The following is an 18774-nucleotide window of genomic DNA, read 5'->3' as shown; positions in this document are numbered from 1 at the left end:
GTTCCGAATCAACCAATCCGTTCATTTTCCGTACGGTATGTTGCAGCGCCCCGCGTTTGGCTTGTCTTGGCAGGAAATGCACCATATTGTCGTATTCCTGAAACGGATTGTTGTTAGCTTAGGACGGTCGATGGCTTGGGCACCCGCGCCCCGGCGCCCCGCTGCCGTTCGTTTTGAATATCTTAGCCTGAATTTCGTGCGCCCGGACGTTCGGAAGTCTTCCAATCGGTATGTGGAACGTCGATCAACAAGCCCCCGGACGCGGTCTTCGCGTCCTTTACCGCGCTCTATCAGCGCTGGTGCTGGCGGTCCTTACCTGGGCTCCGGCGATGCTCCACGCGCAACCGTACTACTTCAAGCACTACGAGGTTACGGACGGCCTGTCTCACAACACCATCCACTGCGCCACCCAGGACGACCGGGGCTTCATGTGGTTCGGCACCAAGAACGGACTCAACCGCTTCGATGGCTACGAATTCAAGCGGTACCAGTCGGACTCTACGGTCTCCGGGTCCCTCGGCAGTAACTTCATCGAGTGCCTCGGCTTCGCCGACGGGCGGTTGTGGGTGGGCACGGATAACGGACTATATACTCGCAACAGCCGCTCCGTCAGCTTCAAGCTAGTGGCGGTTACGGCCGACGAGCCGATCCTGGACCTGGTCGCCACTCCCTCCGGCGAATTGTGGGTGGTAGCGGCCCGGGGATTGCGCCGTATCGACCCGGCAACCGGAAGGGAACTGCGGCACTACGCCACGCCGAACCGGCAATCCGCGCTCCGGGTAGCGACCTCCGAAGCGGGGGAAGTATTCCTGGCCACCGAAAGCGCCCTGTTCCGGTACCGCTCCGCAACGGACGATTTCGGGCTGCTCGACGTCTCCTTACCCGTCGACACCCGCTACCCGTTGCGGTTTTCCGCCCTCTATTCCCTCCCCGGAAACCGCCTGGCGGTGGGCACCGTCAGCCACGGCGCTTTCGTGATCGACGTGACGCAAGGCACGGTGCTTCCCCTTACCGAAAGTACGGACCGCCTGTACGTACGTGATTTTTTGCTTCGCGAGCAGGTGCTATGGATCGGAACGGAAGACGGCGTATTCCTCTACGATTTACGCACCGGCAACCGGCAGCATCTGGAAAAGCATGCCGGCCGCCCCTACGGCCTGTCGGACGATGCCGTGTACACGTTATTCGAAGACCGCGACCGCGACGTGTGGATCGGCACCTACTTTCGGGGGCTCAACTATTACAGCGAAGCTCTGACGGGTTTCCGGAAATTCCTACCGGTTGCCGGCGAGAATTCGGTCAGTGGATCGGCGGTACGCGAGATGCGGCAGGACGAGCAGGGAAAAATTTGGGTAGGCACCGAGGACGCCGGCCTGAACCGCTTTGACCCAACCACCGGACAGTTCACGCATTTCGCCCTGGAGGGTACGGACGGGGGACCGGCCATTACGAACATCCACGGAATTCTGGTTCGCGGCAGCGACGTCTGGGTAGGCACCTTCCAGAACGGGCTTTTCGTCATTGACGCCGGCACCGGGGCGATTAAGCGCCATTGGATGGCCGGCGAAGCCAGCGGGTTGCGGAGCAACTTCATTTTCTCGCTGTATGCTACCCGCGACGGCACCGTCGTGGCCATCACCGCCTCGGGGCTGCACCGGTACGACGCGGAAACGGACCGATTCGAGCTACTCGAAGGCTTTGCACCGGACTATTTCTACACTTCGCTGCTGGAGGACAGCGACGGGGATCTCTGGGCCGGGACCTACTGGGACGGGCTGTACCACTACGATACCCGCGAGAAGCAGACCACGGCTTACGGCATACGTACCCCCGGTCGGCAATTGGGCAACGACGCGATCAACGGCATCTTTGAAGACAGCCAGCAAAATATCTGGGTAACCACCGAAAACGGGCTGAACAAGCTTACCCCCGGTAGCGGTGGGGTGGAACATTTTGGTACCGCCGATGGCTTTCCCGGCAACGTCTTCTACGCCATCCAGGAAGATGAAACCGGCAAGCTCTGGATGAGTACCGCCAACGGGCTGGTCTGCTACCACCCCACTTCCGGCCGCATCGATACGTACGGTACCGAAAACGGCTTGCCCAGCAACCAGTTTAACTACAACTCGGCCCTCACCGACGCAGCGGGCCACCTATACTTCGGCACCGTAAAGGGGTATGTGTCGTTCGACCCGCGGGACGCCCGCTTCGACCAGCGGGAGCACGCGGACGAACTGGTGCTAACCGAGCTGCGCATTTCCGGAGCCCCGGTCGGAGCTTCCGATGCCGCCTACCGAATCGCGGTGGAGGAGGGAGCGGTGGAGCTACCGTACGATCTGGCTACCTTCAGCCTGTCCTTTTCCACACTGGACTACCGCTCTCCCGGCCTCACCCAGTACCAATACCAGCTCGGCGGCCCCGAGCAAAACTGGGTCGACCTGGACCAGCACCACGAGATCCACTTCACCAATTTGCATCCGGGATCCTATCCGCTTCGCCTCCGGGTGCGGGGCCACAATAGTGACTGGAGCCCCCCGCAAGACTTTCTAACGCTTAGCATTACGCCGCCCTGGTGGCGGAGCGGGTGGGCCTATGCCGCCTACGTAACGGCGGGAGCGGTACTGCTGCTTTTGGTGGGCTACCTCTACCATCGGTATTCCCGCGACCGGGCCAACCAGCGTCAACGGCTTTTCGAGCACGAGAAGGAGAAGGAACTGTACCGCGCCAAGATCGAATTCTTCACCAATGTCTCCCACGAGATCCTCACTCCCCTCACGCTGATTCGGAATCCGGTGGAAATGGCCCTATCGGAAACGGACGCCGGTAGTCGCCTGCACGGTACCCTCAGCCTGGTACACCGGAACACCGTTCGCCTGGTAGACCTGGTAAAGCAACTGCTCGATTTTCGCAAAGTGGAAATGGAGCACGTGTCCCTTTCCTTCGTGCGTGCCGACGTGGCCGCGCTGCTGCGGGATACCCTGGAGCGCCACGCCCCCCCGCCGGAGAGCGGAATGACCGTTACCGACAATCTCGGCGATAGCCCCGTATTGGCCTACGTGGATGCCGAGGCCTTCCGCAAGATCACCGGGAACCTGGTAGCGAATGCCATCAAGTACGGAGAAAGGCTGGTGGACGTTCGCCTGGAACATAACAACGACGAACTCCGGATTACGGTAAGTAACGACGGACCGGGTATCCCGGAGAGCGAGCAAGAACAAGTTATGCAGCCGTTTTACCGAATGCCGGGCCACGACGATCTCCCCGGTACCGGCCTCGGCCTGCCGCTGGCCCGATCGTTGGCCGAACTCCACGGAGGAGCGCTGAAGCTTTACAGCGGCGATCGCGCCCGAACCACTTTCGTAGTCACCCTGCCCCTTCATCACCCCGGCGGCTTCGACCTTCCGCTCCCGTCGGTGGAAACCCAACACGCAGCGCCGGTGGGCACCGGGGTCGAAAATGCCCGGCGACCGGCGCTATCGCCTACTATCCTCCTCGTGGAAGACAATATCGACCTGCTGGATTTCGTGGCAAAAGAACTCGCCGACACCTTTACCATGCTGCGCGCTACCGACGGCGAAACCGCCCTCGACGTGTTACAGCACCACGTGGTCCAATTAGTCGTTAGCGACGTAAAGATGCCGGGGATCGACGGCTTCACCCTGTGCGGGACCATCAAGGCGGACGTCAAGCTCAGCCACGTCCCCGTCATCCTGCTCACTTCCAAGAGCGGCCCCGCCGCGGAAATCACCGGCCTGGAAAGCGGGGCGGACGCCTACGTAACCAAACCCTTTGCCATCGGGTACCTGCGCGCCCGAATCTGGAACCTGTTGGACAACCGCGCCAGGATCGTCGAGCATTTCTCGCGCACCCCCCTCGCCCACCTGCAGAGCATTGCCCAATCGCCGGTAGACGAAGACTTCACGGCCAAACTGGATGCCGTCATCCAGGACAACCTGGCGAACCCGGATCTCAACGTAGAGGACCTGGCCGACCGGATGCACATGAGCCGGTCGACGCTATACCGCAAGATCAAGGACATCAGCGGCACCAACCCGAACGACCTCATCAACCTGGTTCGCCTGAAGAAAGGAGCCCAACTGCTCAAAACGCAGCGGTATAAGGTGTACGAGGTGGCCCTGATGGTCGGCTACAATTCGGCCACCAGCTTCGGCAGAAACTTCAAGAAACAGTTCAACGTCTCCCCGGGCGACTACGCCAAATCGGATGATTTGGTGACGTGACGCCTGCTGGTCCGCCGAGCCACCCGGAAAATTTTCCCGCAGCGGGGTACTATGCCGGCTCGTCGGCCCAGCTATCGCCAATAAATAACAGTGCGGTAACCAGCCCAGGGCCGACTACCGCACTACCGTACTACACCGTTGGCGAAGCCAACGACTACCGTACTAAAGACTACCAGCCAGGCAGCAAGTTCACCCCGAAGCTCCAGCGCCCCCCGTCAATCAGCGGGCGGGCCAGATAGGGCTCCACCACGATCTGGCCGAAGACGTTCACCCGGGTGCTGACCCCGGCGGTGAAGATGGGCTGGACGCCGGGACGCACCAGGTAAGGTTCGCCGTCGGGACCGGTCAGGATCTCTCCGTTCTTGTCCAGCGTATACTCCGGGCCGCTGAACTGGGCGAAATCCGTAAAGGCCATACCCGCATCGACGAAGAGGTTCAGGTCACTGAACAGGATCCCGGACTTGATGAGGGCGATCTGCTTGGGCCCGGTGAAGGGAATCCGCAACTCCAGGTTGGAGACCAGCACCTTGCTGCCGAGCAGCTCGTTGATGTTGCGGCCGTTGTTTTCCAGGGTATTGATGGCATCATTCGCGTTCAGACCGCGCATGTACCAGGGACTGCCCACGTAGAGCGGATACAGATCCTGGCCGCCCTCGCCGTAGCGACCGAAGTGGAGGGCGCGGAAAGCCAGCGCCCCCTTACCGAACCAGAGGTACTGGCGGTAGTCGGTGTTCACCGCGGTAAAGTCGTAGCGCCCCGCGTACTGATCCACCCCGATGCGGAAGCGGTGCCCCTTGATCGGAGCGGTGAGACCGAAGCTGGCGTTGTCCCCTACCAGGGCCACCCCACCGTTGTAGAGGTTGAAGCTTTCCTGCTCGAGGTCTTCCCGTCGTTCGGGCTGGGCGTTCACCTGGATGGGATAGCCGGTGTTGGGGTTGAAGTAGCGGGCGTACTCGTCTACCCGGTTGTTGTAGATCGCACCGCTCAGGCTACCCTCCAGCCGCAGGTTGGTATTGAAGGCGTAGGAAGCGAATCCACCCACCTGGTTTTGGTAGAGCCGACTGATGATGTACGGCGCGTTGATCAGCTCGATCTGCTGGTCGTCGGCGTACTGCAAGGTATCCAGGAAGGGCTGAATCGTAGCAAAGTTGCGGAAGGGGATGCGGCTTAGGCTAAAGCCGTAGTTAACCCGTGTCTTTTTATTCAGCCAGGCCACGCTGCCGCCGAAATCGGTGATCTCCCCGTTCAGACTGAGGGAAGTCATGAGCTGGTTGTTGCCGAGAATGTCGCTGAAGAGTAGCTGCACGCCGCCGGCCAGTCCCGTAGTCGTACCGAACACCTGGTTCGTTCCCACGCCTGCACCGGCGCCACCACTGGCGTAGTCGAGCTTGAACTGGGGGCGGTAGGGTTGAGAAATGATCTCGTCGCTGGTGATCATGTCGTACTTGTCCATATTCGCCAGCAGCTCGTCTACCTGCAGGGTTGCACGTGGGTTGAGGCGCGGCAGCGTGGCCGGGCTCAGGTCGACGGAATCGGCGGGAACCTCCACGGCGGTCATGGCCTCCACCTGCGTACCGAAGAGCTTGTAGCCCTTCTGGTTGAAATAAGTGTAGACCAAGCGGTTGTTGCTGCGGTCCATAGACATCGCCGGGGCGTAGTGCGTGATGCCGGATACGCCGGTGATGAGGTCGGTCATGCGTTCGGCGACCCCGGTGGCGGGGTCGAAGCGGTAGATATTCCGGAATCCGTCCCGGTTGCTGAGGAAGTACAGCTTGCCATCCTGCCCCTCGATGGGGTTCAGGTTGTCGGCTCCGGGGAACACGTCGATCTCCCGGCTTTCGCGGCTCGCTACGTTTAGGGCGGCCAGGTTAAAGCGCAGGGCACCGTGGGGACGCTCTTTTAGCTGCATGCCCCGGGCGTCGGTGCTGTAATAGATCGTTGTTCCGTCGGCGGACCAGGAAGGATGGATCTCGCTGTAAATGTCGTTGGTCAGCTGCGTGACCCGGCCGCTGCGGACGTCGATGGAATAGAGGTCCGTCTGCCCCTGCTTCAGACCGGCCACGACGATGGAACGGCCGTCGGGCGACCAGCTGGGGAAGGTGAAGGCCGGCAGGTCCTTGGGCCGGATCTCGCGTTCCGACTTACCGGATTCGACGTCGGCGATGATGAGGACGTTCTGCCCCTTGCTCACGGCGGTGTAGGCGAATTGCTTGCTATCCGGGCTCCAGGTACCGCTGGTTTCGATATAGCTGATCTCGTCGATGTGGGTACCGACGGTCCGGGTACGGATCTTGCGGATCTGCTCGCCGGTCTTGGCATCGGCCAGGAACATGTCAATACTGAAGAGATCCTGCTCGGAGAGGTAGATCATGTACTTGCCATTGGGGCTGATCTCCGGGGCGATGTTGATCCGGCCGCCATTCTTTTCGCCACCGACCAGCAGATCGCCGACGAAGCGGTCCTCCTTGGCCTCACCGATCTGGTCGCCGTAGGTCTTGCGCAGGGCGTCCTCCCAGAGCTTGCTGAAGTCCTCGAAATCGTACCCCAGCACCATCTTAGTGGCGGGTTCCAACCCCCACTTAGCGGTGGCGCGGAAGTACGGATTGATGATGTCGTCGCCCTTCAACCCGGTGACGAACGACCAGAAAGCCTGACCGTAACGGTAGGGAAAGTACCGGCCGCTGCTTAAGTCCTTCAGGCTGGGTACGTCGTCGTTCAGCACGGCGTCGCGCATCCACATGGCGGTGAAGGGGTCTACGGAGCCGATGCTGAGGTACTCCGCCAGTCCTTCAACCATCCAGAGCGGGAGGTTACTGAGGTTGCGCAGGTTGGTGCTGTCGCCCCGAATCACCATATCGTACTGGAAGGCGTGCACGAGCTCGTGGCCGAGCACGTGGTGGGTCTGGGCGTTGGTATGCGCGACCGGTAAGACGACGCGGTTTTTAAAGGCCTCGGTCACCCCGCCGGTACCGGAGCCGATCTGGCCGCTGATGGCGTTGGTTTGCTGAAAATCCGCGTGGTTCGCGTAGATGATCATCGGGTTCTTGAAGTCGATGGTATCGTTCAGCACCAGTTGGTGGACGCGGTACCACTCCTCACTGTCGTTGAGAAAGTTTTTCAGCCACTCTTCGTTGTCGATGTAGGTGTACATCTCGAAGTGGGGCGACTGGTAGACGTCGTAGTCGAAATTCTCGTAGTTGGGCTTGTTCTGTCCGAAAGAGTTGAAGCCCTGTCCGAAGGAGGAGAATGGCACCGCGAGGAGCGCGAGGAGTAAAATTCTGTATATCGGTTTCATCTTATGCACTTAGTCTATTGGGAAGATCCTTCACGGAAATAACACCCGTAAGACGGTACCACCCCTAAGCCGTGCTTGTCGTCCAGACTTAAGAAAACGTTATTTTCGGGGGGACGGGGCGCCGGGGCGCGGGTGCGATGTCGCTGGATTTACCGAACAACTTTTGCTCTCGCGCTCCGGCGCCCAAACCGCCGTAAACGGCTTCGTGCGCATCTTACTGGAAGCGCGGGTAAACCAGCAGCTCATTCCTTGGTTGGTACCCCCAATGAGTGAGCATAATTTCGCATACCCCGACCGCTATCTTCCCATTGCCGAACACGGCATCATCGGAAATCTTCACACTACGGCCTTAGTAAGCGTGAACGGAAGTATCGACTTTCTATGCCTCCCGCGCTTCGATTCACCGACGGTTTTCGCTCGCATATTGGACGCGGACGTCGGCGGTTTTTTTGCCTTTGAATGCGTGGCGGAGGATACTCAGCATAAGCAGCTCTACCTACCGGGCACCAACATCCTGATCACCCGCTTCCTGAGTGAGAACGGTATCGCCGAACTCACTGACTTCATGCCGATTGTGAGTGAGGAGCGCGACTTCGCCATTTTCCGCCGGCTGAAGGGCGTTTACGGCCAGCACACTGTGCGCGTCAAGATCGCCCCCCGCTACAGCTACGGTAAGTCGGAATGCCTAATCGAGAAGAACCCGGACGGCCGGGGCTACCTCATCCACGATCCCAATGGGGAACAGCCTAGTATGCACCTCATCTGCGACGTGGAGATGGAGATTCACGACAGCGCACTGACGGCTACTATCGACCTCAACCGGGATGACAACCTGGATTTCATCCTCACCCTGAACGAAGGCAAGGATTTCGACCTGGACTGGATGGAATGCTTCACCGAATGCCGGCGCTACTGGAATGACTGGTCGGCAAAATGCAAGTATGACGGTTTCTGGAAGGAGGCCGTGCTGCGGTCGGCCCTTGCCCTAAAGCTCCTTACCTCCGCCCGCTACGGAAGTACGATTGCCGCGGCGACCTTCGGATTACCGGAAACAATGGGCGGTTCTCGGAACTGGGATTACCGCTTCACCTGGGTGCGCGACGCGGCGTTTACCATGTATGCGTTTTTACGACTGGGGTATACGAAGGAAGCGGAGCAGTTCATGGACTGGATCCGCGATAAATGCATGGATCACCTGCAGCTGATGTACGCCGTCGACGGGGAAACGGAACTCCACGAAATGGAACTCGACCACCTGGAGGGGTACCGCGGCAGCAAGCCCGTGCGCATCGGTAACGGCGCCCACGACCAGAAGCAGATGGACATCTACGGGGAGCTGATCGATACGATCTACCTCTACAACAAGGCCGGAGGAAGCATAACGCACCGCTTCTGGCAGTCTATCCGTAAGCTGGTCGATTACGTGGTGGCCCACTGGCAGGAGGAGGATCACGGCATCTGGGAGGTTCGCAGCGGCAAGGAACGTTTCCTGCACTCGGCCGTCTGCTGCTGGGTAGCGATCGACCGCGCGATGAAGATCGCCGAAGACCGCAGTCTACCCTGCCCCATGGGTGAATGGCGCAAGGTGCGCGATACCATCTACGAAGATATCTTCAACAACTTCTGGAACGAGGAAATGCAGGCCTACGTCCAGTTCAAGGGCAGCTCCACCCTGGATGCCAGCGCCCTGCTTATGCCGCTACTTCGCTTCGTGAGCAGCCAGGAGCCGCGGTGGCTAAAGACATTCAAAGCCATCGAGGAGAAGCTCTCCGCCGACGTGCTCATCTTCCGCTACAAACTCGAACACGGCGCCACCGACGGACTGGAAGGCGACGAGGGGGCCTTCGCCATTTGCTCTTTCTGGTACGTAGAGTGCCTGGCCCGCATCGGCGAACTGGACAAAGCCACGGTCGTCTTCGAAAAGATGCTCGGTTACGCCAATCACCTCGGCCTCATGAGCGAAGAGATCGGCCTGCACGGCGAACAACTGGGGAATTTTCCTCAGGCGTTTTCGCACCTTAGTTTGATCTCGGCTGCTTTCCAGATTAATAAAAAGCGTAGGTAGGTTTAGTCTGTTAGTCGGGTAGTCTTTTAGTGGCTTTCCGGGAATGACGGGGCTTTTCCTTCCTATTCGTTGCTACCTACCGATTTGGGAGTCTTTTAGTCGGGTAGTCTTTTAGTGGCTTTCCGGGAATGGCGGGGTTTTTCCTTGCTATTCGTTGCTGACTACCGAAGTGGGAGTCTGTTAGTCGGGTAGTCTTTTAGTGGCTTTTCGGGAATGGCGGGGTTTTTCCTTGCTATTCGTTGCTGACTACCGAAGTGGGAGTCTTTTAGTCGGGTAGTCTTTTAGTGGCTTTCCGGGAATGGCGGGGTTTTCCCTTGCTATTCGTTGCTGGCTACCGATTTGGGAGTCTTTTAGTCGGGTAGTCTTTTAGTGGCTTTCGGGGGATGATGTGGTTATCTCTTGCTATTCGTTGCTGATACTCGCCGGGGTGCTGTTGAATGCCAACCCTTTCGTCTTACCAGCCGGCGATTATGAAAGCGGGTTGGCCTGTCTACCAGGAGCGAAGCTCCGTCTACCAAGGCAGGGAGCGAAGCGATCCAGCCGTCTACCAGGAGCGAAGCTCCGTCTACCAAGGCCGGAAGCGAAGCGACCCGGCCGTCTACCAAGGGCGAAGCCCGTCTACCAAGGCAGGGAGCGAAGCGATCCAGCCGTCTACCAGGAGCGAAGCTCCGTCTACCAAGGCAGGGAGCGAAGCGATCCAGCCGTCTACCTACCTATACCCAGCAGCCTGCAGTTCGAAAAGCTCCGCATACCGCCCGCCCAGCGCCAGCAGCTCTTCATGGCTCCCCTCCTCCAGCAAGCCCCCGTACTCCAGGAATAGAATATGATCGGCCATCCGAACGGTAGAAAAGCGGTGGCTGATCAGCACGGCCGTCTTCCCTTCGATCAGGGCGGTGAAGCGTTGGAAGACCTCGTACTCCGCCCGGGCGTCGAGGGCACTGGTGGGCTCGTCCAGGATGAGCAACTGGGCATCCCGCATGTAGGCCCGGGCGAGGGCGATCTTTTGCCACTGTCCGCCGCTGAGGTCCACGGCTCCTGCGAACCGACGCCCGAGCAGCTGGTCGTACCCGCCGGCAAGGTCGTTGATAACCGCTTCGGCCAGGGACTTCCGGGCACTGTCCTGGATGCGCTCGGTGTTCTCCCCTTCCTCTACGCGGCCGACCACGATGTTTTCCCGGGCGGTGAGCTGGTAGCGGAAGAAGTCCTGGAAGATGACCCCGACGTTGTCGCGGAGGGTACTGAGCTCGTATTCCCGGAGGTCGCGGCCATCCAGCAGGATCCGGCCTTCGGTGGGTTCATACAGCCGGGCCAGTAGTTTGACCAAGGTGGTTTTACCGGCGCCATTCTCCCCTACCAGCGCCAGTTTCTGGCCGGCGGGCAGTTTGAAGGTCAGGTTGCGGATGGCGTAGGTGTCGCTGTTCGGGTACTTGAAGCTGACGTCCTGGAATTCCCAGCCGATCCGCAGTTGGGTGGGAAAGGGTATGGAACCGGGACGGTCCGCGATATTGGGCCGGATAGCGAAGAAGTCGAAGAGGTCCTGGAGATAGAGGGCGTTCTCGCCGATGGTGGAAAAGCGGGAGAGCACCGTTTGTAGCCCCTGCTGCATCTGTCGGAAGGCTCCCGAGAGGAAGGTGAGCGAGCCCACGGTGATCACCCCATTGATAGTCTGGAAGATGATCAGCACGTAGGCGCCGTAGTAGGTCAATGCACTCACGGCGCTGAAGAAGGCGCCCCAGCTGGCACGCTTGATGCTCAGTTTGCGGTTTACGTGGTAGTACTGCATTGACAGTTTGTGGAAGCGGGTGGTGATGAAGTCGGCCAACCCGAATATCTTCACTTCCTTCGCGGTCACGTCGCTGGCACCGAGGTACCGCAGGTAGTCGAGTTCCCGCCGCTCGGGCGTCCAGCTGCGGGTCAGGCTATAGACCTGTTGGTTAAAGTAATTCTCCTGGATAAAGCTCGGGATCACCGCCACGACCAGCAACACGATCAGCCACGGATTGAAGGCGGCTACGCTGACGCCCAGGACCACCAGGGTAACGGTGCTCTGAAACTGGGCCAGCAGTTGGGAAATCAGCGTAGACCGGCTGGTAGTCTGCCGCCGCGCCCGCTCCATCTTGTCGTAGAATTCAGCATCCTCGAAGTGGTAGAGGTCCAGCGTAGCCGCGTGGCGCATCAGATCGACGCTGGTTTGGTTCGTGTAGAGATCGGCAAGTAAGCTATCCACCAGGTTGATGCCCCGATTCAATAAATCGGACGCCAGGAACAGCGCCAACTCCAGCGCCACCAGCTCCCAGAGGTAGGTCGTATCGCCACCGGCATCCAGGATCCGGATCACCTCATCGATGATCAGCTTACCAACGTATAGTTTGGCGGCCGGCAGGGCAGATTGTACCAAACGCAGCAGCACGTTGGTGACCGTGAGGGACGGACTCGTCCGGTAGATCAGGCGAAAAAAGGGCGGCAGGTTGCGGAGGGCGGAAAGCTGATCGCGCCAGGAGGTTTCCGCGTCGTCCTGTTGGCCGCGGGATCGGGAAGAAGGCATGCGGCAGTAACAGTTGGTCGGGAGCGGTAGTTGCTTCGGAGGATACTGCCATTATGACAGACATTCTACGGCCTGACACATCGGATGTGTCAGGCCGTAGCAATACTTCCCGCCATGAGCTCCGTACTCTCCTTAGTCGTCCTGCCGCTTAAAATCACCCCGCTTCCACCCGTCGAAGAATTGCTTCCAGGCTATGGGACTAAAGATGTTCATCGGGGGCCGCTGACCGATGTAGTAGGTCTGCCGGGCCTGTTGCCGGAGGTAGTAGCTGCTGTTCTCGGCACCGCTGCGGGGTACGGTTTCCTGGAGTCGCTCCAGCTTATCGGCACTCAGGTTTTCGGTGGCCCGGGACTGCAGTTCCGGGGTAACGTCCATGGCCAGGAACTCCAGCTTGAAATGGTCGCGGCTCGGCCAGGGAAATACCACCGCTTCGGGCAGGTCGATGGCGTTGTAGGTCATTAACTGCACTAAGCTGTACTTATCATCCTCCAGCTCCGGGTCGATTACGAATTCCACGTCGTCGTAGCCCAGGGCGCTGAAGAGGATCGTATCTCCCTTGTGCGCCACGATGCTGAAAAAGCCCTCCAGGTTGGCGTAGGTGCCACGACCGTCGTTTTTGATGAGAACGGTAGCGTAGGGAACCGGTTGCAGCTGACTGGTCGTTCCGTCGAGGACCATACCGGAAAATTGCACTAGTGGATCACCGTACTGGTCGACGAGCTGGGCACGGGCCACAGTGCCAAAGCCAAAACAGAGCAAAAACAGGAACAGGTATTTCATAGTCGACGGGGAACGTAATCGGTTAAAAGACGCCGCGGCGGCTCTGGCGGTTGGCCGCCCCGCTCTTCGTTAACGATTATTTAGGGCGGTGGGTTGTCGGGCGGACACATCCCGTTCCTTACGCCTCCTCCAGCGCCAGTTTCAGCACGTCTAGCATGTTTTCTACGTAGTGGATCGCTACCCCCTTCAGATAACGGGCTTCCACTTCGCGTACGTGCCGTTCGTTAGACTGGCTCAGGATGATCTCCTTCATGCCGGCCCGGCGCGCGGCAAGTAGCTTTTCCTTGATTCCGCCTACCGGCAGCACGCGGCCCCGGAGGGTAATCTCTCCCGACATGGCAAGGTAGGGCCGGACGGGCCGTCCCGTATAGGCGCTCGCCATCGCCGTAAGCATGGTTATGCCGGCACTTGGTCCGTCCTTCGGGGTTGCTCCCTCGGGGACGTGCACGTGGATATCCTGGGATTTAAATGCCTCCTGGTCGATACCGATCTCCTCGGCCTTGGCCCGCAGGTAAGACCGGGCGGTGGTGGCACTCTCCTTCATGACGCTGCCCAGGTTGCCGGTTTGTAACAGGTTCCCCTTTCCGGGGCTCAGACTGGCTTCCACGAAGAGGATCTCCCCGCCCACCTGCGTCCAGGCCATGCCGATCGCGATGCCCGGCTGGCGGCCCACCCGGTAGGGCTCCCTTTCGAAAATGCGGGGGCCGGACACCGTTTCCAAATCGTCCTTACCGATGGTCACCTGCTCGGCATCCTCCATGGCGACCTGCTTGGCGGCGTGCCGCATCAGGCCGGCAATCTGGCGATCCAGGGAGCGCACGCCGCTTTCCCGCGTATAGCCCTCGATCACTTCCCGCAAAGTGGCGGTCGGCACTTTGACTTGCTTAGCCTTCAACCCGTGGGCGCTGCGTTGCTTGGGCAGCAGGTGGCGACGACCGATCTCCAGCTTTTCCTCGGTGCTGTAGCCGCTGAGCCGGATGATCTCCATCCGGTCGCGTAGGGCCGGCTGTACGTTCTGAAGGCTGTTCGCCGTGGCGATGAACAGTACCTTGCTCAGGTCCACGTCCAGGTCCAGATAGTTGTCGTGGAAGGTGGTATTCTGTTCCGGGTCCAGCACTTCGAGCAGGGCGGAGGAGGGGTCGCCTCGGTGGCTCTGCCCGATCTTATCGATCTCGTCCAGGATAAATACCGGATTGGCGCTGCCCACCTTGCGCAGGGATTGAACGATGCGCCCGGGCATGGCACCGATGTAGGTTTTGCGGTGCCCGCGGATCTCACTCTCGTCGTGGAGGCCGCCGAGGCTGATGCGGGCAAACTTGCGGCCGAGCGCTTGCGCGATGCTCTTACCCAGGCTGGTCTTCCCCACCCCGGGAGGGCCCAGCAGCAAGATGATCGGTGCCTTCATGTCGCCCTTCAGCTTCAGCACCGCCAAGTGGCCCAGAATGCGATCCTTCACCTTCTCCAGCCCGTAGTGATCGTCGTCGAGGGTCTTGGCAACCGATTTCAGGTCGAAATTATCCTCGGTGTAGTCCTGCCAGGGAAGATCGAGGAGCATCTCCAGATAGGACAACTGGACGCTGAATTCGGCGACCTGCGGATTCATGCGCTTGAGCCGGACAATCTCCCGATCAAAGGTTTTGGCTACCTCTTCAGGCCACTTTTTCTTCTCCGCCCGGGCTTCCATTTCCTCGATCTGCTGCTCGTTGGGATTCTCACCGAGCTCGTCCTGGATCGCCTTGATCTGCTGGTTGAGGAAATACTGCCGTTGTTGCTGCTCGATGTCGCCGCGGGTCTTGTTTTCGATCTGGTCGCGCAGTTCCAAAATGTGTAGTTCCCGACGGAGTTCGTTCAGCACACCTTCCGCCTTGGTAGCAAGGTCGTTGGTTTCCAACAGCCGCTGCTTGACCTCGATCTCGCCGTTCAAGTTGCTGGCAATAAAATTCAGCAGCTGGCTGGGCCGCTTGATGTTATCCAGCATGACCCGGGCCTCGGTCGGGATGTTGGGACTGAGCTCCACCGCCCGCACCGCCTTGTCGCGGATGCTGTCCATGGTCGCTTGGAAGGTCATTTCCTCCCCGGTTTTTTCGTACTCCAGGGGCACGATATCGCCGGCCATAAAGGGGGTCTCCTGGGTCACCGAAGTACGACGCACCCGCTGTCCGCCCCGCAGGACGGCGGTGAGGCTGCCATCCGGCATCCGCAGCATTTTCAGAATACGCGCCAGGGTTCCTACCTCGTAGAGGTCCTTCACCTCGGGCTCCTCGATGTCCTGGTCGCGCTGGGAGAAGACCGCTACGAGCCGGTTGCCCTGCTGAGCGTGGTTGACGGCGTTAATGGAGCGATCGCGGCCGATGTTAATGGGCGTGACGATCGTCGGGAACAGCACGGCGTTCTTGAGGGCCAGAATGGGGATCGGACTGGGAGTGTTGCCGTCGACCCGCTCTTCGTCACCGTCTTCCAGACCGATGAAGGGAAGCATTTCCTGGTCGTCGTCGAATGCGCGGTTATCCATTTTAATTTTAATCTTCGGTCGGGTCACGGGCTGGGGTTGGAGGGCGAACTTCCAAAGTACAAAGGTACGGAAGGATTGGAGAGCGTGTATGGCGCCGGAGCGCAGGTGGAAAGGTGCAACGATCGTGCCGGACTCCACCGACTGCCACTTTTACCTCTTCTACCCCATATCCCCGAACGGGTCGTCGTCGGAACGCCAGGCGAAAAGCGGATCCCAAGCCGAAGTATCCAGACCCGCGGCATCCTCCAGGCGATCCCTCCAGGCGTCTACCGGTAGGTTCGGTTCCAGAATCCGGGTAAGGTCCAGCCGTTCCAATGCCCGCATCTTGCAAAGCTGCTCGTCGAAGGGACGGGGCTCCGGTAAGCTCAGAAATGGCGTACGGGCGGCCCCGACTTCCATCATGGTGTTCGTCCCGCCGCTCCCGACCACCACGTCGGCCGCCCGCAGGTACGGAAACGTATCGCGGACCAATCCGACGAACTGCAGGTTGTCCGGGCCATCGGTAGCGGCCTCCACCTTCCCGACGAGGAGAAAGGTCCATTCCGGACAGGCCCGCGCGATAGCTCCCCAGTGACCCGGCTCCCGCGCTCCGCCGCCCGAACCATTGATCACGGTGACCACTTTCGCGTCCCGCTCCAGCTTAAGCTGTTCGCGACAGACAGCCTTAGATTCCGTTCGGTGATCGTAGCGGCTGAACGCACCCAGATACCGGGTTTTCCGGCGGATCCACGCCGGCGTATGGGCGTCTTCCAAGTGCGGGGAAAAGGGTGCCAGCAGCCGGTCGGCCAGGCGGAAGGCGGCAACGTGGGCGGGATCGTCGCGATGCCCGTGCAAGCGTACGAGAGCGGTACGCACCCCGCACAGGCGAACGAGGAGGAGCACTTCGACCGAAAGGTCGACCACGAAAAGGGCCGGTCGGTGATTGGCGACCCAGGTAGCCATTCGTGCCATACGCTGCTGCAGGCCGGGAAGATCCACCGGCGCGTAGTGAAAGATTTCCTCCTGCAGGAGATCGGCGGCGGGATCCCGGTCGGGAGCGCTGTCCGGCGGCAGGTAGTGAACGGTGCCACGCTGCCAGTCGGCAAACCGCTGCGGCGCGGAGGTAAACACGTGAACCGGGACGTCTGGAGCGAATCGCTCCGCCAGCAATCTGGTACGATTGGCGTGGCCGCTACCGTGGTGGTGTACGTAAAAGGCTACGGGTCTAGGCGACACTGATGCTGGGAGGATGGAGCACGGCCTCACGGGTCTTGCCGGAGTTAGGAGCCAGTTTTTGGTAGAGGGCTTGGTAGTCGTCGATCATGCGGTCGATTCCGAAGTGCCGCTCGGCGTACTGCCGGCAGTAAGCCCGGTCGAGGCCGGCAGCTTGGGGAATGGCGGAAGCCATGGCTGCCGCGTCCCCCTTTGGTACGATCACGCCGCAGCCGGTACCGACGATCTCCCGGGCCGCACCGCTGTCGAAGGAGACGATCGGCGTTCCGCAGGCGAGTAGTTCGGCGAGCACCAATCCGAAGGGTTCTTCCCAGACGGAAGTAAATAGCCCCACTGCGCTGTTGCCCGCTTCGCGACAGATGCCGGCGTGGTCGAGATGGCCGACGTACTCGATGCGGTCGTCGAGCTCCGGGGCGATGCAGCGGTCGAAATAGGCGTGGTCGTAGATCGATCCCGCCAGCCGCAAGCGGTAGCCGGCTAATTTAGCCGCCCGGATCGCGTGGTGTGGACCCTTTTCCGGACAGAAGCGACCGAACCAGAAGGCGGTTCCTTCCCTACCCCGCCGGGAAAATGCCCACCGATCGACCTGAATGCCGTTCAGCACCACCCGGCAGTGCGTAATGTCTTCCGTCCACTGCCGCGCGATGCTTTCACTAACGGCTACGAACTGGTTGCCGAGGTAGGGCCGGGCGAGGATGACGCCGCTACGCAAGGAAGCAAATGGCGGACAGTGCAGGGTGGTAACCATCGGGCAGCCCAGGGTATGGGCTAGGGAGAGGGGCAGGAAATGCAGGCAGTTGTTGTGCACGACGTCAAAATCGCTCCGCTGAATGACCTGCAGTACTTCCATGTAGGCGTGGAACTTGTTGACGAACTCCAGTCCGAAGCCCGGCTCTCCGTCAAACAGGTCCACGCCCGGTGTCGGCGTGATCGCGTCCAGGGTAGGTTGCACGATTTGGAATCGGTGGTCCGACTCCCGTAAGGCGAAAAGCGTGACGTCGTGCCCCCGGCGCATCAACGCCTCGGTGAGGCAATGGGTGTGCATTTCCAACCCGCCGTGGAAGGGTTCCGCGATCGGAAATTTCAGGTGGGCGATGATGGCAATCTTCATAAACGCAGGGCTAAAGGTTTTCTGCCATATGAGAAATAGGGCAGGTACCGGTCTAACCTAAACTTTTCCATCCTGGTTTTGAAAAACCGGGATAGGTTTTCCACATCGAGCCGAAGCGGGTCCTCGTCGATAAATTACCCGGCAAGTAATCCTTTCCCCCGCCCCAGCAGTTAGAACAAGAAATTTCATTCATGGTCTCTGTCTTCCCCTTATCGCAACCCAATATGTTAGGCTTTACCCTCGACGGGGAGGTGGACGAAGAGGGGATGCGCAAGTTGTTGATGGCCATCGAAGCCAAAGTGGTCACCCACGGGCGTATCCGGCTCCTCGGCAACATCAAAAACGTCAGTGGTTTCGCTAATTACCAATCATTCTGGGACACCATCAAAGGAAAGCGAGACCTGCTCGATAGGATCGAGAAATACGCAGTGCTAACCGACCATGGCTGGCTTTCCGCCATCACCGGGGGTATTGACTATTTCACCACCCGCATGGAGGTAAAAACCTTTAAACTCAGTGAGGGGGAACTGGCCCACCAGTGGCTCCAGGGCGACCGCGAAGCGCCAGCCACCGCAGCGGCCGTAAAGGAGATCGATCTCGGTGACGAGCGCCTGCTGGGCCTGGCGATCGTGGGCCAGCTCTACCCGGCCGATTACGACCGGATCAACGTCCTCATCGGTGAAAAAGTAAAACACTACGGCAAGGCGCGCATCCTCCTGGAAGTGATCGGCACCGATGGCATCAAGGCTCGCAAACCCTGGGAAGACCTGAAGGCGAGCCTGAAGTTCTATAAAGACATCGAACGGGTGGCCATCATCGGCGACCAGTCGTGGCTCAAAACCAGCGTAAAGCTTAGCGACCTACTTACCCCCGGACTGGAACTCGCGGCCTTTTCTTCCATCGAGCGGAAGCGGGCCATTGCCTGGCTGGACTGAATTATGCGGTAGTGTCGGGCCGCCCGGGGTGGGAGTTTGGTACGGTAGTACCGTACCGCTCCGTCGTTAGAATGGCAA

At 59.8% G+C, this 18774-nt stretch carries 9 protein-coding genes; 3 read left to right on the top strand and 6 right to left on the bottom strand.

The annotated features are described in order from the left end of the window. Positions 1-329: 329 nt before the first annotated feature. A complete protein-coding gene (locus CLV84_RS07895) occupies positions 330-4241 on the top strand; it encodes a hybrid sensor histidine kinase/response regulator transcription factor (protein ID WP_170067614.1) in 3912 nt (1303 codons plus the stop codon). A 169-nt stretch (positions 4242-4410) separates the two neighbouring features. Here CLV84_RS07895 and CLV84_RS07890 read toward each other — a convergent pair whose 3' ends face one another. Beyond that, positions 4411-7536, bottom strand: a complete 3126-nt coding sequence (locus CLV84_RS07890; protein ID WP_104419170.1) for a PD40 domain-containing protein — start codon at positions 7534-7536, stop codon at positions 4411-4413. A gap of 163 nt (positions 7537-7699) precedes the next feature. Here CLV84_RS07890 and CLV84_RS07885 point away from each other — a divergent pair, with 163 nt between their 5' ends. Continuing rightward, positions 7700-9601, top strand: a complete 1902-nt coding sequence (locus tag CLV84_RS07885) for a glycoside hydrolase family 15 protein (protein ID WP_245911412.1) — start codon at positions 7700-7702, stop codon at positions 9599-9601. Positions 9602-10310: 709 nt separating this feature from the next. Here CLV84_RS07885 and CLV84_RS07880 read toward each other — a convergent pair. The 5 genes from CLV84_RS07880 to CLV84_RS07860 form a co-directional block, all read right to left on the bottom strand. Then, positions 10311-12146, bottom strand: coding sequence for an ABC transporter ATP-binding protein (locus CLV84_RS07880; protein WP_104419169.1), 1836 nt, complete (start codon positions 12144-12146; stop codon positions 10311-10313). A 132-nt stretch (positions 12147-12278) separates the two neighbouring features. Continuing rightward, entirely contained in the window at positions 12279-12926 is a 648-nt protein-coding gene (locus CLV84_RS07875) for a carboxypeptidase-like regulatory domain-containing protein (RefSeq protein WP_104419168.1), read from the bottom strand. A gap of 118 nt (positions 12927-13044) precedes the next feature. Further along, a complete protein-coding gene (gene lon / locus CLV84_RS07870) occupies positions 13045-15438 on the bottom strand; it encodes an endopeptidase La (protein ID WP_104419538.1) in 2394 nt (797 codons plus the stop codon). A gap of 159 nt (positions 15439-15597) precedes the next feature. Beyond that, positions 15598-16653, bottom strand: a complete 1056-nt coding sequence (locus CLV84_RS07865) for a glycosyltransferase family protein (RefSeq protein ID WP_146088750.1) — start codon at positions 16651-16653, stop codon at positions 15598-15600. Beyond that, entirely contained in the window at positions 16643-17761 is a 1119-nt protein-coding gene (locus tag CLV84_RS07860) for a glycosyltransferase family 4 protein (protein WP_104419166.1), read from the bottom strand. The genes CLV84_RS07865 and CLV84_RS07860 overlap by 11 nt, the downstream gene beginning before the upstream one ends. 224 nt (positions 17762-17985) lie before the next feature. Between CLV84_RS07860 and CLV84_RS07855 the strand changes: the two genes are divergently transcribed. Then, positions 17986-18696: a SpoIIAA family protein gene (locus tag CLV84_RS07855; RefSeq protein WP_170067613.1), complete on the top strand. Its 711-nt coding sequence runs from the start codon at positions 17986-17988 to the stop codon at positions 18694-18696. Positions 18697-18774 lie beyond the last annotated feature (78 nt).

The organism is Neolewinella xylanilytica (genome assembly GCF_002934605.1).
Classification (GTDB): Bacteria; Bacteroidota; Bacteroidia; order Chitinophagales; family Saprospiraceae; genus Neolewinella; species Neolewinella xylanilytica.
Note: the sequence above shows the minus strand (reverse complement) of the source record. Positions and strands in the feature narration are given on the sequence as shown.

Bases quoted from the DNA above. Each gene is read 5' to 3' on its own strand.
- CLV84_RS07895 (WP_170067614.1), top strand. From the start codon at position 330: ATGCTCCACGCGCAACCGTACTACTTCAAGCACTACGAGGTTACGGAC.
- CLV84_RS07890 (WP_104419170.1), bottom strand. From the start codon at position 7,536: ATGAAACCGATATACAGAATTTTACTCCTCGCGCTCCTCGCGGTGCCA.
- CLV84_RS07880 (WP_104419169.1), bottom strand. From the start codon at position 12,146: ATGCCTTCTTCCCGATCCCGCGGCCAACAGGACGACGCGGAAACCTCC.
- CLV84_RS07875 (WP_104419168.1), bottom strand. From the start codon at position 12,926: ATGAAATACCTGTTCCTGTTTTTGCTCTGTTTTGGCTTTGGCACTGTG.
- lon (WP_104419538.1), bottom strand. From the start codon at position 15,438: ATGGATAACCGCGCATTCGACGACGACCAGGAAATGCTTCCCTTCATC.
- CLV84_RS07860 (WP_104419166.1), bottom strand. From the start codon at position 17,761: ATGAAGATTGCCATCATCGCCCACCTGAAATTTCCGATCGCGGAACCC.
- CLV84_RS07855 (WP_170067613.1), top strand. From the start codon at position 17,986: ATGTTAGGCTTTACCCTCGACGGGGAGGTGGACGAAGAGGGGATGCGC.